At 69.4% G+C, this 21,801-nt stretch carries 22 protein-coding genes; 10 read left to right on the plus strand and 12 right to left on the minus strand.

Annotated features, from left to right (window positions below):
* The first annotated feature begins 39 nt into the window (after positions 1-39).
* The 3 genes from leuS to holA are packed head-to-tail and all read left to right on the plus strand — an operon-like array spanning position 40 to position 4,140.
* Positions 40-2,598: a leucine--tRNA ligase gene (gene leuS / locus VN378_RS13445; protein WP_325744077.1), complete on the plus strand. Its 2,559-nt coding sequence runs from the start codon at positions 40-42 to the stop codon at positions 2,596-2,598.
* Between the two features lie 32 nt (positions 2,599-2,630).
* Entirely contained in the window at positions 2,631-3,077 is a 447-nt protein-coding gene (gene lptE / locus VN378_RS13450; RefSeq protein WP_325744078.1) for an LPS assembly lipoprotein LptE, read from the plus strand.
* A 10-nt stretch (positions 3,078-3,087) separates the two neighbouring features.
* The gene (gene holA, locus VN378_RS13455; RefSeq protein ID WP_325744079.1) at positions 3,088-4,140 is read left to right on the plus strand and encodes a DNA polymerase III subunit delta; all 1,053 of its coding nucleotides are present in this window, start codon (positions 3,088-3,090) and stop codon (positions 4,138-4,140) included.
* A gap of 113 nt (positions 4,141-4,253) precedes the next feature.
* On the opposite strand, the gene VN378_RS13460 is transcribed toward holA, so the two are convergent.
* The 11 genes from VN378_RS13460 to hemE all read right to left on the minus strand — a co-directional run bounded on the left by VN378_RS13460 (position 4,254) and on the right by hemE (position 14,906).
* Positions 4,254-4,439 carry a hypothetical protein gene (locus VN378_RS13460; protein WP_292063895.1) on the minus strand — a complete coding sequence of 62 codons (186 nt, stop codon included), beginning with the start codon at positions 4,437-4,439 and terminating at the stop codon, positions 4,254-4,256.
* 25 nt (positions 4,440-4,464) lie between these two features.
* Positions 4,465-5,310, minus strand: a complete 846-nt coding sequence (locus tag VN378_RS13465; protein ID WP_325744097.1) for a ParB/RepB/Spo0J family partition protein — start codon at positions 5,308-5,310, stop codon at positions 4,465-4,467.
* Between the two features lie 85 nt (positions 5,311-5,395).
* Positions 5,396-6,208 (minus strand): ParA family protein, encoded by an 813-nt coding sequence (locus VN378_RS13470; protein WP_325744080.1) that lies wholly within the window; start codon positions 6,206-6,208, stop codon positions 5,396-5,398.
* A complete protein-coding gene (gene rsmG, locus VN378_RS13475) occupies positions 6,192-6,812 on the minus strand; it encodes a 16S rRNA (guanine(527)-N(7))-methyltransferase RsmG (RefSeq protein WP_325744081.1) in 621 nt (206 codons plus the stop codon). The genes VN378_RS13470 and rsmG overlap by 17 nt, the downstream gene beginning before the upstream one ends.
* Before the next feature lie 121 nt (positions 6,813-6,933).
* Positions 6,934-8,790 (minus strand): tRNA uridine-5-carboxymethylaminomethyl(34) synthesis enzyme MnmG, encoded by a 1,857-nt coding sequence (mnmG, locus tag VN378_RS13480; protein WP_325744082.1) that lies wholly within the window; start codon positions 8,788-8,790, stop codon positions 6,934-6,936.
* 186 nt (positions 8,791-8,976) lie between these two features.
* Positions 8,977-10,281 (minus strand): tRNA uridine-5-carboxymethylaminomethyl(34) synthesis GTPase MnmE, encoded by a 1,305-nt coding sequence (gene mnmE, locus VN378_RS13485; protein WP_325744083.1) that lies wholly within the window; start codon positions 10,279-10,281, stop codon positions 8,977-8,979.
* Between the two features lie 136 nt (positions 10,282-10,417).
* A complete protein-coding gene (locus VN378_RS13490) occupies positions 10,418-10,657 on the minus strand; it encodes a DUF6489 family protein (RefSeq protein WP_325744084.1) in 240 nt (79 codons plus the stop codon).
* A gap of 40 nt (positions 10,658-10,697) precedes the next feature.
* On the minus strand, positions 10,698-12,113 hold the full coding sequence (gene rho, locus VN378_RS13495) for a transcription termination factor Rho (RefSeq protein WP_325744085.1): 1,416 nt from the start codon (positions 12,111-12,113) through the stop codon (positions 10,698-10,700).
* Positions 12,114-12,337: 224 nt separating this feature from the next.
* Positions 12,338-12,805: a CopD family protein gene (locus VN378_RS13500; RefSeq protein WP_325744086.1), complete on the minus strand. Its 468-nt coding sequence runs from the start codon at positions 12,803-12,805 to the stop codon at positions 12,338-12,340.
* Positions 12,802-13,863 carry a ferrochelatase gene (gene hemH / locus VN378_RS13505; protein ID WP_325744087.1) on the minus strand — a complete coding sequence of 354 codons (1,062 nt, stop codon included), beginning with the start codon at positions 13,861-13,863 and terminating at the stop codon, positions 12,802-12,804. Before hemH ends, VN378_RS13500 begins: the two co-directional genes overlap by 4 nt.
* Positions 13,860-14,906 carry a uroporphyrinogen decarboxylase gene (hemE, locus tag VN378_RS13510; RefSeq protein WP_325744088.1) on the minus strand — a complete coding sequence of 349 codons (1,047 nt, stop codon included), beginning with the start codon at positions 14,904-14,906 and terminating at the stop codon, positions 13,860-13,862. The genes hemH and hemE overlap by 4 nt, the downstream gene beginning before the upstream one ends.
* Positions 14,907-15,391: 485 nt before the next feature.
* Between hemE and VN378_RS13515 the strand changes: the two genes are divergently transcribed.
* The 5 genes from VN378_RS13515 to dnaQ are packed head-to-tail and all read left to right on the plus strand — an operon-like array spanning position 15,392 to position 19,033.
* The gene (locus VN378_RS13515; protein ID WP_325744089.1) at positions 15,392-16,276 is read left to right on the plus strand and encodes a pyruvate, water dikinase regulatory protein; all 885 of its coding nucleotides are present in this window, start codon (positions 15,392-15,394) and stop codon (positions 16,274-16,276) included.
* On the plus strand, positions 16,273-16,869 hold the full coding sequence (locus tag VN378_RS13520) for a nucleoside triphosphate pyrophosphatase (RefSeq protein WP_325744090.1): 597 nt from the start codon (positions 16,273-16,275) through the stop codon (positions 16,867-16,869). Before VN378_RS13515 ends, VN378_RS13520 begins: the two co-directional genes overlap by 4 nt.
* Positions 16,866-17,663, plus strand: a complete 798-nt coding sequence (locus VN378_RS13525; RefSeq protein ID WP_325744091.1) for a shikimate dehydrogenase family protein — start codon at positions 16,866-16,868, stop codon at positions 17,661-17,663. The genes VN378_RS13520 and VN378_RS13525 overlap by 4 nt, the downstream gene beginning before the upstream one ends.
* On the plus strand, positions 17,660-18,301 hold the full coding sequence (gene coaE / locus VN378_RS13530) for a dephospho-CoA kinase (RefSeq protein WP_325744092.1): 642 nt from the start codon (positions 17,660-17,662) through the stop codon (positions 18,299-18,301). Before VN378_RS13525 ends, coaE begins: the two co-directional genes overlap by 4 nt.
* Before the next feature lie 6 nt (positions 18,302-18,307).
* Positions 18,308-19,033, plus strand: a complete 726-nt coding sequence (dnaQ, locus tag VN378_RS13535) for a DNA polymerase III subunit epsilon (RefSeq protein WP_325744093.1) — start codon at positions 18,308-18,310, stop codon at positions 19,031-19,033.
* A gap of 46 nt (positions 19,034-19,079) precedes the next feature.
* On the opposite strand, the gene secB is transcribed toward dnaQ, so the two are convergent.
* Positions 19,080-19,598, minus strand: coding sequence for a protein-export chaperone SecB (gene secB / locus VN378_RS13540; protein WP_325744094.1), 519 nt, complete (start codon positions 19,596-19,598; stop codon positions 19,080-19,082).
* A gap of 233 nt (positions 19,599-19,831) precedes the next feature.
* Here secB and timA point away from each other — a divergent pair, with 233 nt between their 5' ends.
* Complete coding sequence (gene timA, locus VN378_RS13545; protein ID WP_325744095.1) at positions 19,832-20,479, plus strand: TIM44-related membrane protein TimA; 648 nt, start codon at positions 19,832-19,834, stop codon at positions 20,477-20,479.
* 32 nt (positions 20,480-20,511) lie between these two features.
* Positions 20,512-21,591, plus strand: a complete 1,080-nt coding sequence (locus tag VN378_RS13550) for an MltA domain-containing protein (RefSeq protein WP_325744096.1) — start codon at positions 20,512-20,514, stop codon at positions 21,589-21,591.
* Positions 21,592-21,801: the final 210 nt, after the last annotated feature.

Raw genomic sequence — 21,801 nt, forward strand, 5'->3', positions numbered from 1 at the left:
CTTCTGGCCCGCCCTTTAGGAGCCGCCTGAAGGATTCCCGTGGCCCGTTACGAGCCCAAGACCGCCGAACCCCGCCAGCAGGCCCGCTGGGCGGCCGCCGACGCCTTCCGCACCCCCACCGAGGGGACCGGCAAGCCGAAATACTATGTGCTGGAGATGTTCCCCTATCCGTCCGGGGCCATCCACATGGGCCACGCCCGCAACTACGTCATGGGCGACGTGGTCGCGCGGTCGAAGCGGGCCCAGGGATTCGACGTCCTGCACCCGATGGGCTGGGATGCGTTCGGTCTGCCGGCCGAGAACGCAGCCATCGAACGCGGCGTCCATCCGGGAGACTGGACCTGGTCCAACATCGCCGCCATGCGCGACCAGCTGAAGCTCCTGGGCCTGTCGCTGGACTGGAGCCGTGAGTTCGCCACCTGCGACCCGGCCTATTACGGCAAGCAGCAGGCCTGGTTCCTGAAGCTGTTCGAGCGCGGCCTGGTCTATCGCAAGGACTCGGTCGTCAACTGGGACCCGGTCGACAACACCGTTCTGGCCAATGAACAGGTGGTCGACGGGCGCGGCTGGCGCTCCGGCGCGGTGGTCGAGAAGCGCAAGCTGAACCAGTGGTTCCTGCGCATCACCGACTACGCTGACGACCTGATCGAGGGGCTGAAAGAGCTGGAAGGCCGCTGGCCCGACAAGGTCCGCCTGATGCAGGAGAACTGGATCGGCCGGTCGAAGGGCCTGCAGATGACGTGGAAATGGGCCGGCGACGCGCCCGCCGCCGCGCCTGACGGCCTCGAAATCTACACCACCCGTCCCGACACCCTGTTCGGGGCCAGCTTCATGGGCGTCGCACCGGACCATCCGGTCGCCCGCGCCATAGCAGAGGCGAACCCCGCCGCGGCCGCCTTCGTCGCCGAATGCCGCAAGGGCGGCTCGACCCAGGCCGAGATCGAACAGGCCGAGAAGATCGGCTTCGACACCGGTTTGAAGGTCATCCATCCGTTCGACGGCCGCGAGGTCTCCGTCTGGATAGCCAACTTCATCCTGTCTGAGTACGGCACCGGCGCCATCTTCGGCTGCCCGGCCCACGACCAGCGCGACCTCGACTTCGCCCGCAAATACGCCCTGCCCGTGATCCCGGTCGTGAGACCGGACGGGGCAGGGGATGATTTCTCTGTCGGGACAGAGGCGTATGTCGGTCCCGGCCGTCTGTTCCAGTCCGATTTCATGGACGGGATGGAGATCGAACCGGCCAAGGCCGCGGCCATCGCCCGCATCGAGGCGGCAGGCCAGGGTCAGGGCGCGACCATCTATCGCCTGCGCGACTGGGGCGTCAGCCGCCAGCGCTACTGGGGATGTCCCATTCCCGTGATCCACTGCGCCACATGCGGTCCGGTCGGAGTTCCCGCCGACCAGCTGCCGGTCGAACTGCCGAAGGACGTGACCTTCAACACGCCGGGCAATCCGCTGGACCGCCACCCCACCTGGAAGCACGTCGCCTGCCCGACCTGCGGCGGCGAGGCCGTGCGCGAGACCGACACGCTCGACACCTTCGTCGACTCCAGCTGGTATTTCGCCCGCTTCACCGATCCGACCGCCGCCGAACCGATCTCGAAAGCCGCCGCCGACAAATGGCTGCCGGTCGACCAGTATATCGGCGGGGTCGAACACGCCGTCCTGCATCTGCTCTACGCCCGCTTCATCAGCCGCGCCCTCAGCGACGCCGGCCTGATGTCGGTCAAGGAGCCGTTCGCCGGCCTGTTCACCCAGGGGATGGTGGTTCACGAGACCTACCGCCGCGCTGACGGCGCCTGGGTCGAGCCGACCGACGTCGAACTGACCAACGAGGCCGGCAAACGCTCGGCCCGCCAGCTGTCGACCGGCGAGGTGCTGACCATCGGCGACATCGAGAAGATGTCGAAGTCGAAGAAGAACGTCGTCGCCCCGCAGGAGATCGTCGAGGCCTATGGCGTCGACGCCGGGCGCCTGTTCGTTCTGTCGGACAGTCCCCCCGAGCGCGACGTGCAATGGACCCCGGGCGGCGTCGAGGGCGCGGGCCGCTTCGTCCAGCGCGTCTGGGCCGAGGTCGACGCCTTCGACCCGAACGCCGACGGCGAGGCGGAGGCCGACGCCTCCCTGATCCGCGAGACGCACAAGGCCATCAAGGCCGTGTCCGAAGGCGTCGCCGCCTTCCGTTTCAACTCGGCCATCGCCAGGCTGTACGGCTTCATCGCCACCATACGCGACACGCCGAAGGCCGGCGGCGCGGCGCGGCGCGAGGCCCTTTCGGCCCTGACACGACTGATCGCCCCCTTCACCCCCCACCTGGCCGAGGAATGCTGGACGCGCCTCGGCGAACAGGGGATGGTGCTGGACGCGCCCTGGCCGGTGTTCGATCCGGCCCTGGCGGCCGACGACGAGGTGGTCCTGCCGATCCAGGTCAACGGCAAGCGCCGCGGCGAGATCCGCGTCGCCCGGGGACTGGAGCCGGCCGAGGTCGAAGCGATCGTCATGGCCGACGCCGATGTCCAGGCGCGGCTGGAGGGTCAGACGGTGAGGAAGATCGTGGTGGTCAAGGATCGCATCGTCAATCTGGTGGTCGGCTGATGCGACGCCTCGTTCTCACGTTTGTCTCTTTAGTGGGACTGTCCGCCTGCGGCTTTACGCCCCTGTACGGCGACGCCGGCGCGGGCTCCGCCCTGTCGCGCATTGCGGTGACGACGCAGGACGACCGCCTGGGCTACCGCGTCCGCGAACAGCTTGAGGATGCGCTCGGACGCGACGGGTCGCAGGAGCCCCTGTGGCGGCTGCAGACCGATCTGGACCAGTCGCGCCGGTCTCTGGGCCGCCGGATCGACGACACCGCCACCCGCTATGAACTGACCGTGCGGGGCGCCTGGACGCTGACCCGGGCCGGCGGCGGAGAACCGGTCGCGGGCGTAGAGACCGTCACCACCACCTACGCCGCCGCCGACCAGCCCTATGCCGCCATCGCCGCCCAGCAGGACGGCGAGGAACGCGCCGCCGCCGAACTGGCGCGCCTGATCCGGCTGGACATCATGCGGGCGCTGTCGGCCCGGCCGTGAGGGCCAACCCGTGATCCTGACCAAACGGCCCGAGGTCGACCGCTTCCTGTCGTCGCCCGACCGGGGCGTCCGCGCCGCTGTCATCCACGGCAAGGACCGCTCGGGCGTCGGCGAGCGCGCCGAGATTCTGTGCAGGGCGATCACGCCCGACCTGAACGATCCCTTCAACGTCACCGTCCTGACCGACAGCGATATCGACGGCGACGAGGCGCGGCTGGAGGAGGCCCTGACCGCCCTCAGCATGATCGGCGGTCGCCGGCTCGTGCGGGTGCGGCTGGGGTCGGAGAAGGCCTCGATCGACAAGATGTTGGCCGCCGCGCTCAAACACCACGCCGAGGGCGCCTACAACCCCGACGCCATGCTGGTGATCGAGGCAGGCGCCCTGGGCCGGGATTCCGCCCTGCGCAAGGCCGCAGAGGGTGCGAAGGAAGCTGTCGGCATCGCCTGTTATGAGGATGAGACGGGCGATGTCGCCCGGATGACGCGAGAGGCCCTGGCGGCGGACAAGGTGGGCCTGACCGGCGACGCCCTGGACCGGTTCGTCAGCCGCCTGCCGCGCGAACGCGGGCTGATGCGGCAGGAGATCGAGCGGCTGGCCCTCTATATCGGCCCCGGCTCGGGCAAGACCATCGATGTGGCCGAGCTGGAGCAGCATCTGGGGGTCGAGGCCGACGCCTCGCTGCAGGACGCCGCGCTACAGGCCTTCGGCGGCCGCCCGGCCCCGGCCCAGTCGGGTCTGCGCCGCGCCCTGGCTGAAGGGGAATCGCCTGTCATGGCGGTGAGACAGGCCTCGATCCATCTCGGCCGCCTGCGCCGCATCAATGTGCTTCAGGCCAGTGGCTCGGGCCCCAAGGAGGCGGCCAAGGCGGCGGGGGTGTTCTGGAAACAGGAGGCCGAAATCCTACGTCAGGCGCGCAGCTGGCGGCTCGAGGACCTCGACAAGGTTCTGGACAGCATCAACACGGCCGACGTCGCGACCAAGACCACGGGGTCGCCCGACCAGTTGATCGCCGAACGGCTGCTGCTGGAAATCTCGGCGCGGGCGCGGAGACTCGGCCTTTAGGCCGTCCAACCGGCGGAGAATTCAGCGACGTTTTCGCGGTGACTTCGACGACGCGCCGGTGAGAAGCGGGAGACAGGCGATACTGGCCGACCGGTCCCCATTTGCGGCGCCGCCTAGCCCCGTTTGGAGGCCTTGCGGAAGGCCGGTTTGGCGAGGGCGGCGCTGCGGGCCTGCTGGGCCTTTTCCTCGGCGCGGGCCGAGCCCTGAAGCCCGCCGTGCGAGGGTCCGCCCCCGGCCTTCTTGGCCGCGAGGGCGCGTTTCATGGCTTCGGCGGTCGGATTGCTGGGCTTGTCGGTCATGACCCCAGCCTAGCACAGGTTGCGGTCAGCCCCGCATCAGCCGGCGGCACAGGTCGTCCAGCTGTTCCAGCGAGCCGTAGCGAATGGTGATCTCGCCCTTGCCGCCCTTGTCCGCCAGCTGGACCTTCAGGCCCAGGGCGTCAGCCAGGTCCTGCTCCAGCGCGGCGACATCCGCCGCACCCTCGCCTGCGGCCGGGGCGGCCGCCCGCGCCTTGCCGGGCTTCGGACCTTCGGCGGCGCGACGCGCCAGCGCCTCGGCCTGTCGGACGTTCAATCCCTCGTCGACGATCTTCTGGGCCAGGACGGCCGGGTTCGGCGCCGTGATCAGGGCGCGGGCGTGGCCGGCGCTCATCTTGCCGTGCCGGACGAACCAGAGAACTTCCTCGGGCAGCTGCAGCAGGCGCAGGGTGTTGGCGACATGGCTGCGGCTCTTGCCCACGACGCCGGCGACCGTGTCCTGGGTTCGGCCGAACCGCTCCATCAGCATGCGATAGGCGTCGGCCTCTTCCAGCGGGTTCAGGTCGCTGCGCTGGACGTTCTCGATGATCGCCACCTCGAACACCTCGACGTCGTCCATCTCGCGGACGACGACCGGCACCTCGGTCAGGCGCGCCAGCTGGGCGGCGCGCCAGCGGCGTTCGCCGGCAATGATCTGCCAGACCCCGTCCTGACCGGGCTGCGACCGCACCAGGATCGGCTGCAGCACCCCCTTGTCGCGGATCGAGCCCGCCAGCTCGGCCAGGTCGTCATTGTTGAAGGTCTTGCGGGGCTGTTCCGGATTGGGCTTCAAGCTCTCGATCGGGGCCATGCGCACGCCGGCGGGCGCGGGCGCGCCGTCAACCGGGGCGCTTTCGGCCACCTGTTCTCCCAAAAGGGCGGAAAGGCCCCGACCCAATCCCCGTTGCGGCCCGCGCTGACGTTCGCTCAAGACACTGATTCCGTTCTTCTATTCATCGTCACGCGGCCTGAAGCCGACGGGACTTCTCGCGCGCCACCACCTCGCGAGCGAGGCGCAGATAGGCCTGGCTGCCGGCGCATTTCAGATCGTAGATCAGGGCCGGCTTGCCGAACGAGGGCGCCTCGGCCACGCGCACGTTGCGGGGAATGACGGCCTCATAGACCTTGTCGCCGAAATGCGACCGCACGTCGGCGGCGACCTGTCCCGACAGGGCGCTGCGCCGGTCGTACATGGTCAGGACAAGGCCCTGGATCTCCAGCGTCGGGTTCAGGCTCTGGCGCACCATTTCGATGGTCTTCATCAGCTGGGTCAGGCCTTCGAGAGCGAAGAACTCGCACTGCAGCGGCACCAACACCGCGTCGGCCGCGGCCATGGCGTTGAGCGTCAGCAGGTTCAGCGACGGCGGGCAGTCGATCAGGACATAGTCGTACCGGGTCTGACCCTCCGCCCCTTGCCCGGTCAGTGCATCGCGCAGGCGGAAGGAGCGGCGGTCGGCCTGGCTCAGTTCGATCTCGACGCCCGACATGTCGGCGTCGGCAGGGATGATGTGCAGGCCGGGGACCGAGGTCTGGACGGCGGAATCGTCCACCGACCGGCCGTCGACGATGACGTCATAGATGGTCACCCGCCGTGTTTCACGTGGAACACCGAGACCCGTGGAAGCATTGCCCTGCGGATCCATGTCGACGATCAGAACCTTCTCGCCGATCGCGGCCAGGGCGGTGCCGAGATTGATCGCCGTCGTGGTCTTGCCCACGCCGCCTTTCTGGTTCGAGACAGCGAGGACGCGGGTCTTACCGGTTGGGGACACGTCGAAGGCTCCGGACGGAAACGATACGGCCGCGCGGATCGCTGCGCGAGACGGAGAGGTCGCTATCGAACTGCCAGACCTTGCGGGCTTCGATCAACTCAGCCTCGACCTTTTCCCCCTTGAGAAACAGCCCCTGTGCGCCGCGCTGTAGATAAGGCTGTGCATAGGCCAGAAGCCGCTCCATCGGCGCCACGGCGCGGGCGGTCACGACGTCGACCTTGACCCTCTGCTCCTCGGCCCGGCCGTTGATGACGGTGGCGCGCAGGGACAGGGCGTCCACCACCTCCTGCAGAAATCGGCAGCGCTTGCCGAGGCTGTCGATCAGCCAAACGTGGCTGTCGGGGCGGTCCTTGAGCAGGATGGCGAGCACCAGGCCGGGAAAGCCCGCGCCGGCGCCGAGGTCGGCCCAGGTCTTCGCCTCGGGCTTCATCTCCAGCAGCTGGGCGGAATCCCGGATGTGGCGGTTCCACACATCGGGCAGGCTGTCGGGCCCGACGAGGTTCATCACGGCGTTGGCCTCGGTCAGACGCGCGATGAAGGCGTGGAGATCAGCCATCTGCGCCGGGGTGGCGTTCATGAGAGCCTGGAATTCGGAAGGGGTCATACCCTGTCTCCTCCCCATGAAATGGGGAGGGGGACCGCGAAGCGGTGGAGGGGCGCCCCTCCGTCACGCCGCTGCGCGGCGCGCCACCTCCCCATTGCATGGGGAGGAGACGGGTGGAGATTCATGCCGCCACCCGCGTCCGCTTCACATGGGACAGAAGCGCCGTCAGGGCGCCGGGGGTCATACCCTCGATGCGTCCGGCCTGACCCAGGGTACGCGGCTGGACGAGGGTGAGCTTCTCGCGCACCTCATTCGAGAGGCTGCCGATGGCGGCGTAGTCGAGGTCGACCGGGATCGCCAGGGCTTCCTCGCGCCGCAGGGCCTCGGCGTCCGAGGCCTGACGGTCCAGATAGCCGGCATAGCCCGCGTCGATCTCGATCTGCTGACGCACCTGCGCCGACCAGCCGGCGATCTCCGGACGGGCGCCAATAAAGGTTTCCAAAGTCACACCGGGGAAGGCCAGCAGGTCGCGGATGGAACGGCGCAGACCGTCGGCGTTGACGTGGATGCCGAGCGCAGCGGCCTCCTTGGGCGTGAACACCGTTTCACGTGAAACGGTCGAGGCCTCGGCCAACAGAGAAGCCTTGGCCCGGAAAGCCTCGCCGCGCCGGGTCGAGACGATCCCCGCCTCTATCGCCAGCGGAGTCAATCGTTGATCGGCGTTGTCGGCCCGCAGCGTCAACCTGTACTCGGCCCGGCTGGTGAACATGCGGTAGGGCTCGGTCACGCCGCGTGTGACCAGATCGTCGATCATGACGCCGATATAGGCCTGGTCCCGGCCGAGGATGACGGGATCCGAGCCGGCGGCGGCGCGGGCGGCGTTGAGGCCGGCGATCAGGCCCTGGGCCCCGGCCTCCTCATAGCCCGTGGTGCCGTTGATCTGGCCGGCCAGATACAGGCCGGGCCGCTTCTTGACCTCCAGCGCCGGTGTGAGTTCGCGCGGATCCACATAGTCGTACTCGATGGCGTAGCCGAAGCGGAACACCTCGACCGCCTCCAGCCCCGGGATGGTGCGCAGGAAGGCGGCCTGGGTCGCGTCGGACACCGAGGTCGAGATGCCGTTGGGATAGACGGTCGGGTCGTCCAGCCCTTCCGGTTCGAGGAAGATCTGGTGCGAGGTCTTGTCGGCGAACCGCACTACCTTGTCCTCGATCGAGGGACAGTAGCGCGGGCCGCGGCCCGACAGGTGGCCGCCGTAGACGGCGCTGTCGCCCAGATTGTCGGCGATGATCCGGTGCGTCTCGGCCGTGGTATGGGTCACGCCGCAGGCGATCTGGGGCACGTCGATGCGGTCGGTGAGGAAGCTGAACGGCACGGGCCCGGCGTCGGCCTGCTGCATCTCCAGCCGGTCCCAGGCGATGGTGCGGCCGTCGAGGCGGGCCGGCGTGCCGGTCTTGAGCCGGCCCATCTGCAGGCCGGCGCCATAGAGGTCGGCGGCCAGACCGGTCGAGGGCGCCTCGCCATGACGGCCGGCAGGGATGCGCTGGTCGCCCTTGTGGATGACGCCGTTCAGGAAGGTGCCCGTGGTCAGGACCACGGCCCCCGCGCGGACCTCTGCGCCCTCGCCCGTGACCACGCCGGCGACGCGGCCGCCATCGAGGATCAGGCTCTCGGCCGTGCCGGCCATCAGGGTGAGATTCGGTGTCTGGGCCAGTTCGGCCTGCATGGCCTCGCGGTACAGGCGGCGATCGATCTGGCTGCGGGGTCCCTGGACCGCCGCGCCCTTGGAGCGGTTGAGCAGGCGGAACTGGATGCCGGACACATCGCCCAGCCGGCCCATGACGCCGTCCATGGCGTCGATCTCGCGCACCAGATGGCCCTTGCCCAGACCGCCGATGGCGGGGTTGCACGACATCTCGCCGATGGTCTCGAGCTTCTGGGTCAGAAGCACCGTCTTCGCCCCGGCGCGCGCGGACGCGGCCGCGGCCTCGCAGCCGGCGTGCCCGCCCCCGATGACGATGACGTCGAAGGATTTCATGGCGCGGGACATAGGGGAAAAGAGGCCCGAACGCCACCGGCGCCGTTCGGATGTTTCACGTGAAACATGGTGTCTCCTCCCTGTCGCGCAGCGATGGGAGGTGGCGCGCCGCGCAGCGGCGTGACGGAGGGGCGCCCTCCACCGCTTCGCAGTCCCCCTCCCCATTTCTTGGGGAGGAGGCGGCTGCTATTTGCCGATGCAGAAGGTCGAGAAGACTTCGCCGAGAATATCCTCGACGCCAATGGCGCCGGTGACCCGGCCCAGGGTTTCGGCGGCGCGCCGCAGATCGTCGCCGGCCATTTCCGGCGTGTGGTCGAGCGCCCGGCGGGCCGCCTCGACATCGGTCAGGGCTTCGGCGAGGCGGCGGCGATGCCGCTCGCGCGTGACCGCCGGGAAGTCGGCGCCCGACAGGTCCCGGGCCAGTCGCGCCGCGATCCAGTCGTGCAATTCGGCCAAGCCCTCGCCGGTCGCCGTGCTGACGACGAGATCTTCGAGACCTTCGACAGGATCGACCGAGCCGATGTCCGACTTGTTGCGGATCAGCAGGTCGCCCGGCCGGACATAGTCGGCGGCCACGCCCGGCGGATCGCCCGGACCCCGGACCCACAGACGCAGCTCAGCCGCCTCGGCCCGCGCCCGCGCCCGGCGGACGCCCTCAGCTTCCACGACATCGCTGGATTCGCGAAGGCCTGCCGTGTCCGACAGGGTCACGGCGTAGCCGCCGATGATCAGGTCGGCGTCCAGCACGTCGCGCGTGGTGCCGGCGATCGGCGTGACGATGGCGGCCTCGCGCGCGATCAGGGCGTTGAACAGCGACGACTTGCCGGCGTTGGTCTCGCCGATCAGGACGATGCGGTATCCCTCGCGGACCCGCTCCCCACGCCGGGCGTCGGCCAGGGCGGCCCGAAGATCGGCGATCAGCTGGTCGAGCACCGGCCCCGCAGTGCGGGCCAGGTTGTCGGGAATTTCCTCGTCGGGGAAGTCGATCTCGGCCTCGACCAGGGCCATGGCCCTGAGCAGGTCGCGGCGGAAACCGGCGTAGGTGCGCGACAGGGCGCCGTCCAGCTGGCCCAGGGCCTGGGCAGCCTGGGCCGTGGTCTCGGCGTCGATCAGGTCGGCGACGGCCTCGGCCTGGGCCAGATCCATGCGGCCATTCTCGAAGGCCCGGCGGGTGAATTCGCCGGGCTCGGCCGGGCGCAGGCCGAGGTCGATCAGGGCCTGGCTGGCGACCTCGACCACAGCGCGGCCGCCGTGGAGGTGAAGCTCGGCGCAGTCCTCGCCGGTGTAGCTGTTGGGCGCGGGGAAATGCAGGACGAGGGCCTGATCGATCGGCTGGCCGTCGTGGGTCAGGGTGCGGAGAGAGGCGAGGCGCGGCTTGAGCCTGCCCGCGCCGAGGGCCGTGAGGGCGGCGCCGGTCGACGGGCCGGAGATGCGCAGGATGGCGATAGCCCCCCGACCGGCCGGGGTGGCGAGGGCGAAGATGGTGCTCATGTCTCCTCCCCGTCGCGCAGCGATGGGGTGGCGCGCCGCGCCAGCGGCGTGACGGAGGGGGCGACGCCGGCGGATGCGGACAGGCCCCCTCCACCGCTTCGCGGTCCCCCTCCCCCGTTGGGGGAGGAGACGGAGGTCACGGCCGGGTCGTTCCCGAGACCGCCGTCTCCATGAGTTTGCGGAACTGGTCCTGGGCCTGCATGCCGAAGCTGGTCCAGGTCTTCATCAGCTCGTCGGGCTGCATGGCGGTGATGTTCTCGTCCATCCGGCGCTTCATCTCGGCGACCAGATGATCGTTCAGCGGCTCGACATTGGGCAGGCCGAGGAAGGCGCGCGCCTCGGCCGGTTCGCATTCGATCTCGATATTGACCTTCATGCCGCCGCTCCATGTTTCACGTGAAACAGCCGGGACTGCATCAGGTGTTCATCGACTGGAAGAAGTCCGCATTGTTCTTGGACTGACGCAGCTTGTCGATGAGGAATTCGATCGCGTCCTGCGGGCCCATCGGGTTGAGGATGCGGCGCAGGACATAGGTCTTGGCCAGCTGGTCCTTGGGCGTGGTCAGCTCTTCCTTGCGGGTGCCGGACTTCAGCACGTCGATGGCGGGGAAGATGCGCTTGTCGGCGACCTTGCGGTCCAGGACGATTTCGGAGTTGCCGGTGCCCTTGAACTCTTCGAAGATCACCTCGTCCATCCGCGAGCCTGTGTCGATCAGGGCGGTGGCGATGATGGTCAGCGAACCGCCCTGCTCCACATTGCGCGCGGCGCCGAAGAAGCGTTTCGGCCGCTGCAGGGCGTTGGCGTCGACGCCGCCCGTCAGGACCTTGCCCGACGACGGGACGGTGGCGTTATAGGCGCGGCCCAGGCGGGTGATGGAGTCGAGCAGGATGACGACGTCCTTCTTGTGCTCGACCAGGCGTTTGGCCTTTTCGATCACCATCTCGGCGACGGCGACGTGGCGGGTGGCCGGCTCGTCGAAGGTCGAGGCGATGACCTCGCCCTTCACCGTGCGCTGCATGTCGGTGACTTCCTCGGGGCGCTCGTCGATCAGCAGCACCATCAGGGTCACTTCGGGGTGGTTGCGCTCGATCGACTTGGCGATGTTCTGCAGCATCACGGTCTTGCCGACCCGCGGCGGGGCGACGATCAGGCAGCGCTGGCCCTTGCCCAGCGGGGCGACGATGTCGATGACCCGGCCCGAGCGATCCTTCAGCGTGGGGTCCTGGATTTCCATGTGCAGCCGCTCTTCGGGATAGAGCGGGGTCAGGTTGTCGAACAGGACCTTGGTCTTGACCGTTTCCGGGTCTTCGAAATTGATCGTGTCGACCTTGAGCAGGGCGAAATAGCGCTCGCCCTCGCGCGGGCCGCGGACGGCGCCGTGGATGGTGTCGCCCGAGCGCAGGCCGAAGCGGCGGATCTGCGAGGGGGAGACGTAAACATCGTCCGGACCCGGAAGATAATTGACGTCCGGGCTGCGCAGGAAGCCGAAGCCGTCGGGCAGGATTTCCAGCGTCCCCGAGGCGATGATCTCGACCTCTTCATCGGCCAGGGTCTTGAGGATGGAGAACAACAGGTCCTGTTTGCGCAGGTTGCCGGCGTTCTCGATCTCGAGGCTCTCGGCGAAGGCGACCAGTTCCTCGGGCGTCTTGTCGTTGAGCTCCTGCAGGGTGATGCGGCCGTTGGGGACGATCGGTTCGCCGTCGTCCTCTTCGTCGCCGGACTCCTGGTCGACCATCGGCAGGTCGGATGCGGCGACGTCCGTCGTCGGCAGGTCGCCGTCGAGGGCTTCGGCTTCGGGAGCGGTGGGATCGGTGTCGCGGACGTCGGTCATGGGAAGCTTCTTGGGCATGCGCGGCCGGGCGCCCGCGGAAAAGCGGGATCGGGCGGGCTGACAATGTCTGGCCTTGCGGCCGGCAGGGAGAACGACGGGCTCCGAAGGGATCGATCCGATCGGCGTCGCTGGGAGAGAGGGACCGCCCGGCGCTGCCAGGAACGGTTCGGGAGCAGCGAAACCACGCCCGGCCGATCAGGTCAAGCGGGAGCGGATGTCGCCGATCAGCCGAAGGTCCATTCGGTCGTGACCGAGATCACCATCACGATGGCGATCAGGAAAGGGACCTCATTGGTCATGCGCCAGAATTTTCCGGTGCGGGTCGAGGTCCCGGCCTGGATGCGGAGGCGTTCCTTCGACAGGAAACCCTGCCAGGCGCTGAGAGCGAAGACGCCGACCAGCTTGGCGATCATCCACGGCTGAAGCAGAAAGTCCCAGCCGCGCGCCGTGCCGTCCAGCCAGATCAGCCACAGGCCAAAGGCCCACGCCGCGCCCATGGCCGGTTTGAGGATGATGTTGAGCAGCCGCCCCTGCCAGGCGCGCAAAAGGCTCCGCATCTCCGAACGCAGAGGCTCCGGCTTGCCGGCCTGTTCGGCGTCGTAGGCGTAGAGCCGGGGCAGGAAAAGCAGGCCGGCCATCCAGGCGATGACGGCGAGAATGTGCAGACCGCGGGCGAGATCGTACCAGGTCATGCCGCCCTCCGTTCCCGCCGGCGGGGGCAGGCCTTCCAGTCGCCGCGGCAACCCGGACCAAAGGGCGCGACGCCGCCGCGCGACAGCGCCTCCACCGTAGCGTCGGCGAGCGTCCGGATGAAGGGGGCGGCGACCCCGACGGCGGGCGTCCTGAGATACAGCGTGACGCCCAGCCTGTGGGCCAGTTCGGCATACTCGATGTCCAGCTCGACCAGGGTCTCTATGTGTTCGGACACGAAGGCGACGGGCGTGACGATCACGCCCACACTGTCCCGGGCGGCCTGTTCGATCGCCTCCGGGGTCGAAGGCCCCAGCCATTTCATCGGCCCGACACGGCTCTGGTAGCAGATCGTCCAGTCCGTTTCGCGTTGGCCCAGTCCGGCGGCGGCGGCGATGGCGGCGCAGGTCGCCTCGACCTGTTCCTGATAGGGATCGCCCTTCTTCGCGATCAGGCTCTCGGGGATGCCGTGGGCGGAGAACAGGACCCGGACAGGGCGGCCGGCGGCCTCGGTCAGCTTCGTCCGAACGGCGACGGCCTGGGCTTCGATCCAGCCCGCGCCCTGCGGGTAGCAGCAGACGGTGCGGCTGGCGCCGGGGCCGTCGTAGACCGCGCTCCAGAGCTTCAGGGAGGACTCCGTCGTCGTGGTCGAGAACTGCGGATAGAGAGGCAGCAGGACGATCTCGTCGGGCGCGAAGGCCGCGACATCCGCGGCTGTCTGTTCGGTCAGGGGCGACCAGTAGCGCATGGCGATGAAGGCCCGGACCTCATCGCCGGGCAGCCGGGACGCAAGCGACTGCTCCAGCGCCGCCGCCTGTTTGCGGGTCTCGGCCAGCAGGGGCGAGCCGCCGCCCATCAGGGCGTAGTTGGCCTGGGCGCTGAGCTCACGGCGGCTGGAGATCAGGCCGGCGAGCCAGGTCCGGAACGGATCGGGCAAGCCGATGATGGCCGGGTCGCGAAAGAGGTTGAACAGGAAGGGACGCACCGAGGCCTGGTCGTCGGGACCGCCGAGGTTGAACAGGACCACCGCGATCCGGCGTCCGGTGTCCGGACCGGTCATTGGGCGCCGATCCGTTTCAACACCTGCTCGACGTGGGCGATCGGCACATCGGGCAGGATGCCGTGCCCGAGGTTGAAGATCCACGGGCCATGCCCCCAGGCCTCGACCAGCTGGTCAACGCGTTGGTCGAGCATCGGCCCACCGGCGCGCAACAACAGGGGATCGAGCGCGCCCTGGATCGGCTTGATCGCCTGGACGCGGCGGCCGATCTCCAGCGGACAGGCGGTGTCGAGCGCCACCGCCTGGACATCCACCTCGGCCGCATATCGTTCCGCCAGCGCCGCCGAGCCCCTTGGGAAGCCGATCAGGGGCACGGTGACGCCGAGTTCGCGCGTGCGGCGCACGAGCTGTTGGTGAGGGCGCAGAACGAGGCTCTCGAACAGGTCTTCGGGCAGGCCCTCGGCCCAGCTCTCGAAGATCTTCAGCACCTGGGCGCCGGCGTCGGCCTGCATCTTCAGATAATGGGCCGTGGCCTCGACCAGCACCTCCAGCAGGGCCGCGACCTTCTCCGGCTCGGCATAGGCGTAGGTCCGGGCCTGGGCGCGTTCGCCCTTGCCGATCGTCCGCGCCTCGCCGTCCAGCATGTAGGTGGCGACCGTCCAGGGCGCGCCGGCGAAACCGATCAGGGCCCGCTCGGGCTCGAGCCGGGCCCGCACGATCGACAGCGTCTGACCAACCTGTTTCAGCGCTTCGCCGGCCCCGGATGTCAGGTCACGCATGGCCTCGACCGACGGCAGGGCGCCGAGCCGCGGCCCCTCGCCGGCCTCAAACCAGACCTCCTGGCCCAGAGCCCGGGGGATCAACAGAATGTCGGCGAAGACGATCGCGGCGTCGAAGCCGAAGCGGCGCATGGGCTGCAGCGTCGCCTCGGCGGCCTTTTCGGGATCCAGACAGAAGGAGATGAAGTCCGGCGTCGTCGCCCTGAGCGCCCGATACTCCGGCAGGTATCGCCCGGCCTGACGCATGAACCAGACCGGCGGCCTCGATGGCGTCTCTCCGGCGAGAACCTGGAGAAGCAATGGCGTGGGGGGCGAGACGGTCATCTGACCCCGGTCCTAGCGGGGGCCCGGGTCAGGCTCAAGCCCGACGCATGTCGCACCCTCCAATCCTTCTCAAGAAAAGATTCGAAGATTCGGAAGGTAGAAGGCAGGGCCGGGGACGACGGGGACAAGTGGGCGGTTTCGGAGGCGGACGGACGGGTTTTCCGCAAACAGTCACAGACGGCTCACCGTTTTTCACCGGGCTGGTGAAAGCGGGGACAGATCCCGGGCAGGCCTTGATGACGGGCTTTCAGACCGCCGCCGCCGATTCCGGGCTGGGCGCCGTTAACGTCTCATTAAGGATCTCCACAGGCGAAGCCGGGACGGAACTCCGCCTTGGGATGAACCGGCCCGGCGATGTATGTCCCGTCCACCTTTGTCCCCGCTCGCCGCCTTGCCCCGGCCCGGCTATAGGAAAGGGTCCGCAGCCTGCCGCCAACGGCGCCCCGCCCCGTCCACAGGAGTCTCGCACATATGGACAGCCGCCGATGACGCCGGGCGCAACAGGGACGGGCCGCGCGGCAGGCCCCTCGCGGCTGGCGACCTATTTCCACGTCCATCTGGTCTCGGATTCCACGGGCGAGACGCTGAACGCCATGGCCAAGGCCGTGGTCGCGCGCTTCGACGGGGTCATTCCGATCGAGCACATCTACGCCCTGGTCAGGAACGACAAGCAGATGGAGCGGGTGCTTGAGGAGATCGCTTCATCGCCCGGCGTGGTTCTGCACACACTTGTCGACCGCGACCTGCGCGAACAGCTGGAGGCGGGCTGCCGCAAGCTGGACATGCCCCAGATCGCGGCGCTGGATCCGCTGGTCGGCGCCCTGTCGCGCTATCTGGGCGCGGCCCTGTCGACGCGGGTGGGGGCGCAGCACGCGCTGGACACCGACTATTTCAACCGCATCGCGGCGCTGGACTTCGCCATGGCCCACGACGACGGCCAGGGCGCGACGGCCCAGCTGGAGAGCGCCGACGTGGTCCTGTGCGGGGTCAGCCGGACCTCCAAGACGCCGACCTGCATCTATCTGGCCCACCGCGGCATTCGCGCCGCCAACGTGCCTCTGGTGCCAGGGCAGGAGGACGGCGAGCGTCTGGTCGGGCTGAAGAATCCGCTCATCGTCGGCCTGACCGTGTCGCCCGACCGGCTGGTGCAGATCCGCAAGAACCGGCTGGATGGGCTGAACGCCACGCGGGCTTCGTCCTACGTCGATCACGACGCCGTGCGAGAGGAGACCGTCAAGGCGCGGCGGGCGTTCGAGCGGCGCGGCTGGCCGGTCATCGACGTCACCCGCCGCTCGGTCGAGGAGACGGCGGCGGCGATCATCAACGTCCTGAACGAACGCCGCACGCGCCGTCTGGGAACGACCTGGTGAGCGGCGAGCGCCTGATCCTGGCCTCGAAGAGCGCGGCCCGGCGGGCCATGCTGGAAGACGCCGGCGTACCGTTCACCGTCCAGGCGGCCGACGTCGACGAGGACACGGTCAAGGTCACGCACGATCCGACCGACGCCGCGGGACTCGCCGTCGAACTGGCGCGGGTCAAGGCGTTGGCGGTGTCGCGCCACGACGCTGACGCCTGGGTGCTGGGGGCGGACCAGACCCTGGCCTTCGAGGGCGGTCTCGTGTCCAAGGCGGCTTCGCTGGATCAGGCCCTGACGCGGCTGACGGCGATGCGGGGCAAGGCGCATCAGCTGCATTCGGGGGCGGCCCTGGCGCGAAACGGACAGGTGGTCTGGTCCGGCGTCGACACGGCGACGATGCGGATGCGGAATTTCTCGGACGCCTTCCTCGACGCCTATCTGAAGGCCGAGGGCGGGAACCTGCTTTCCTGCGTCGGCTCCTACCGGCTCGAAGGGATGGGGTCGCAGCTGTTCGAGGCTGTGGAGGGCGACTACTTCACCGTTCTTGGCCTGCCGCTGTGGCCGGTGCTGGCCGAGCTGCGGCGGGCCGGGGTGCTGCGGTCATGACCGTGGTCGCGGGCGTGGCCGGGCAGCCCATCGCCCAGTCCCTGAGTCCCGTCATCCATGGGACGTGGATCGCGGCGGCGGGTCTGGATGCGGTCTATCGCGCCTTCGGACCGGCGGACGCCGCCGCCTTCGCCGACCTGGTGGGTCAGGGACGACGGGGAGTCCTGCGCGGACTGAACGTCACGGCCCCGTTCAAGGAACAGGCGCTGGCGTTGGCCGACGAGGTCGCGGCGGCGGCGCGGGCCTGCGGCTCGGCTAATTTGCTGGTGTTCGAGGACGGCCGGATCCGGGCCGACAGCACCGACGGCGAAGGCCTGATGGGCGCCCTGGCCGAACAGGCGCCGGAACTGGAGGTAAATAGCCGGCCGGTGGTCATTCTGGGCGCGGGCGGCGCGGCGCGGGCGGCCGCAGCGGCGCTGATGGCGGCGGGCGCCCAGGTCGGGGTGCTGAACCGGACGGCGGAGCGGGCCCGGGCGCTGGCGGACGATCTGGGCGTGGCTGTGGTCGAGGCCGGTGCGCTGGGCGAGGCGGCCCTGGTGGTCAACGCCCTCAGCGTCCCGCCGTCGATCGATCCGGCGGCGTTGAAATCCGAGGCCGTGCTGATGGACATGACCTACCGGCCGCTGGTTACGCCCTTTCTGGCGGCAGGGCGGGCGCGGGGTCTGACGACGGTGGACGGGCTGGCCATGTTGATCGGACAGGCGAAGCCGTCGTTCCGGGCCCTGTTCGGCGTGGAGCCGCCGGACGTGGACGTGCGGCGGGCGGCGCTGGCGGCTCTGGGAGAGGCGGAATGATCGTTCTGGGTCTGACCGGCTCCGTCGGCATGGGCAAGTCGACGACCGCGGCGATGTTCGGCGACGCCGGCGCCATGGTCTGGAATGCGGATGAGGCTGTGCACCAGCTCTACGCCGCTGGCGGCGCAGCCGTCGGGCCGGTGGGCGAGGCCTTCCCGGGCGTCGTGGCCGACGGGGCGGTGGACCGTACGCGACTGGCGGGGGCGCTGGGGCGGGATGAGCAGGCCTTCCGGCGGCTGGAGGCCATCGTTCATCCGCTGGTGGTGCAGGGCCGGGCGGAGGATCTGGCGGCGGCCGAGGCCCGGGGCGTGAAGCTGGCGGTGCTCGACATTCCCCTGCTGTTCGAGACCGGCGGCGACGCCGCTGTGGATGCGGTGGTGGTGGTGACGGCTCCGGCCGAGGTGCAGGCGCAGCGGGTCCTCTCGCGGCCCGGCATGACCCGCGAGCGTTTCGAGGCCATCCTGGCGCGGCAACTGCCCGACGCCGAAAAGCGCCGCCGGGCCGACTTCGTCATAGACACCGGCGAGGGGCTGGAAGCGGCGCGGACCCGGGTGCAGGAAATCGTGGGGATGGTTCTGGCCGAGGGGTGGTCGCGGCCCCGGCGCGGTCTTCCGAAAGCGGGCGAACCGCCCCATTAAGGGGGCATGTCCCGCGAAATCGTTCTCGACACTGAAACCACCGGCTTCGATCCCCGCACGGGCGACCGGATGATCGAGGTCGGCTGTATCGAGATCGAGGATCTGCTGCCCACGGGGCGGACCTTTCACCGGCTGATCCATCCCGAACGGTCGATCCCGGCCGACGCCATCCGGGTGCACGGCATCACCGACGACCATGTGAAGGACGCGCCGAAATTCGCCGAGATCGTCATCGATCTGTGCGACTTCATCGGCGACGCGCCGATCATCGCCCACAACGCCCAGTTCGACCGCAATTTCATCGATCACGAGTTCGGGCGCTGCGGGCGGACGCTGTTCCCCGAGGACCGCTGGATCGACACGCTGAAGCTGGCCCAGTCCCGGTTTCCGGGCATGGCCAATTCGCTGGACGCCCTGTGCAAGCGGTACAAGATCAGCCTGGTCGAGCGCAGCCTGCACGGGGCCCTGATCGACGCCCGCCTGCTGGCCGAGGTCTATCTGGAGCTGAAGGGCGGCAAGGAACGGCGGCTGGACCTGTCGGCCACGCGCACCGTCAGCATGGCGGCGACGGCCCATGCGGCGGCCGGCTATCCGCCCCGGCCGCGTTCGTTGACGCCCCGCGGCAGCGAGGCCGAGCACGCAGCGCATGCGGCCTTCCTGCGGGCGACGCTGAAGGACTGGTCGCTGTGGAAGGGCTATGGCCTCGACGTGGAAGAGGCGTCCGCCGCCTGAGTTCCTGTTGTCCTGACGCTCGCCGCGCGGCGGCGGGCGGCTGAGATCAGGCCTTGCCGGCTTCGGCGGGACCGCGGGCGATGGACTGCTGGCGGGCGACGTAGATGCCGGCGAAGTCGATCGGGTCCAGCATGAAGGGGGGGTAGAAGCCGCCGTCCGAGGTGGCGCGGGCGATGATCTCGCGGGCGAACGGGAAGAGATAGCGCGGGCATTCGATCAGCAGCAGCGGCTCGATGTCCTGTTCGGGCACGCCCTGCAGGGCGAACAGGCCGCCGTACAGCAGTTCGACGTTGAAGACGGTCATGGCGTCGGTGGTCGCCTTGATGGTCAGGCGCAGATCGACCTCGAACAGGCCGTCGGGACGGCCCTGGGCGTTCATCTCGACGCCCATGTCGATGGCGGGCTTGCCGTCGACGCGCAGGCTGTCGGGGGCCTTGGGGTTCTCGAAGGACAGGTCCTTGACGTACTGGGCGACGATGCGGAAGCCGGGACCTTGCGGTCCCTGGGCGGCGTCAGCAGCGGGCGCGTCAGTCTTGGCGTCGGCGGGAGGGGCGGCGTCGGTCATCGGTCGGGTCTGTCTGAAGAGGGTGAACGGCGTCGTTTCAGACGCCCCGGAAGGCGCGGCGACTAGCACGGGGCCGGGGGTGCGGCAACGATGCTCGCCCCTGGCGCGGCCTCAGGCGGCCCAAGGGCGATCGGCCGCAGGGCGATGTCAGGGGCGGTTCAGGTTGCGCGCTCCCATATGAGCCCCTAATCGTCAGTCGCCGCAGCCGCCGTTTCGCGGTCGCCAGTCAAGGATTGCCAGTGCCGCCGGTCCAGATCCAGATCGTCATCTTCGCCGTGATCGCCGCGATCGTGCTGTTCCAGCTCTATAATGTGCTGGGCAAGAAGGTCGGCCGTCAGCCGGAAGAGGACGCCCGCTCCAGGCCCGCCGTCGCCGCGCCGGCCGGCGCACGCCCCGAGCCGTCCGCGGGCCGTCCAGGGGTTCTGGACGCCGTCACCCTGGCCTCGATCGCCAGCCTGAAGGCGCGCGATCCCAATTTCGATCCGGTCCGCTTCCTCGAAGGCGCCCGTCAGGCGCATGAGACCATCGTGCGCGCCTACGCCGCCGGCGATCGCGAGACGCTGAAGCCGCTGCTGACGCCGACCGTGATGGAATCCTTCGAGGCGGGCATCGCCGCCCGCGAGGCCCGGGCCGAGACCGAGGTCGCCGAATTCCTGCATCCGGCCCGCGCCGATCTGGAGCAGGCCTCGGCCGAAGAGAACCGCGCCACGGCCAAGGTCCGTTTCCTGGCCGAGCTGCGCAATACCGTGACGCCCGCCGACGCTTCCGCGGAGCCGCAGATCGAGGAACGCCGCGTCGCCGAACTGTGGACGTTCGAGCGGACCCTGGGCGCCAGCGATCCCAACTGGGTCCTCGCCCGCACCGAACCCGCCGCCGCCTGATGCGTCGCCCCGGAGCCGCCGGGGCCGCTGTCGTGGCTCTGACGATGGTGCTGGCGGGATGCGCCACGACGCCTGCCGCCACGCCTGCCAATCCCGACCTCCCGACTCCGGCGCCGGTCCCGGCCCCGCCGCGTCCGGCGCCTGAACGGGGCCCCGCGGCCCTGCCCGGCTGGAACAGCGAGGACCATCTGGCGGCGTTCGAGGCCTATGCCGTCGGCTGCGTGGCGGCCCGCGAGGGGGCGGCGAGGGTCCAGTGCGCCCGGGCCATGCAGATCAAACAGACCTCGAAGCCGGTGACGCCCTCGGCGGCGCGCGCCTTCTTCGAGAGCGGTTTCACCATCGTGCCGGCGGAGACGGCGGACGGACGGCCCGGCCTGCTGACCTCCTATTTCGCGCCCGAGTATCCGGCGCGCACCACCCCCGACGCCGAGTTCGACGCGCCGGTCCTGGCCCGGCCGGCCGGCTTGACGCAAGGCCAGACCCTGCCCGTCCGGGCGGAGATCGAGGCCGATCCGCAAGGCGTGTCAGGCGCGCCGCCGCTGGCCTGGATGCGGGCCGAGGACCTGTTCTTTATGCAGATCCAGGGTTCGGGCTATCTGACCCTGGAGGACGGGTCGCGGGTCCGCGCCGCCTATGCCGCCGACAACGGCCAGCCCTTCACCGGCATCGCCCGGCCGATGGCGGAGCGGGGGCTGCTGCCGCAGAACGGGACATCGGGCGACGCGATCCGCGGCTGGCTGGCGGCGCACCGGGGTCCCGAGGCGCGCGAGGTGATGGCGCTCAATCCCCGCTACATCTTCTTCGGCCTGGATCCGGACGATGGCGGCGACCCGGCCGGGGCGGCGGGCATTCCCCTGCCGGCGCGGCGGTCTATCGCCGTCGATCCGGCCAGCTGGCGCTATGGCGACCTGGTGTGGATCTCGGCCGACGGCGGCGATCTGGCGGGCGCGCGGGGCAGCTATCAGGGTCTGGTCGTGGCGCTGGACACGGGCTCGGCCATCCGCGGGCCGGTGCGGGCCGATCTCTATATGGGCCGCGGCGAGGCGGCGGGCGCCGAGGCCGGGGCCGTGCGCCACCCGCTCAGGATGTGGCGGCTGGTTCCGCGCGGGTAGTTCGATTTTCAAGGACCGGGATTTTGTTCTCCCTCCCGCTTGAGGGAGGGATGTCGGCGCGGATTCCCGATCCCGCTCATCCCGGCGAAAGCCGGGACCCAGTGCTTTGGGCGATCCGGTGGTTCCGATGGCCCAAGGACGCCAATCCCAACCGCATTGCCCCACGAAAGAACTGGGTCCCGGCTTTCGCCGGGATGCACGGAAACCAAG

Origin of the sequence: Brevundimonas sp. (assembly GCF_035561115.1) — a bacterium.
In the GTDB taxonomy this organism is placed as follows: Bacteria; Pseudomonadota; Alphaproteobacteria; order Caulobacterales; family Caulobacteraceae; genus Brevundimonas.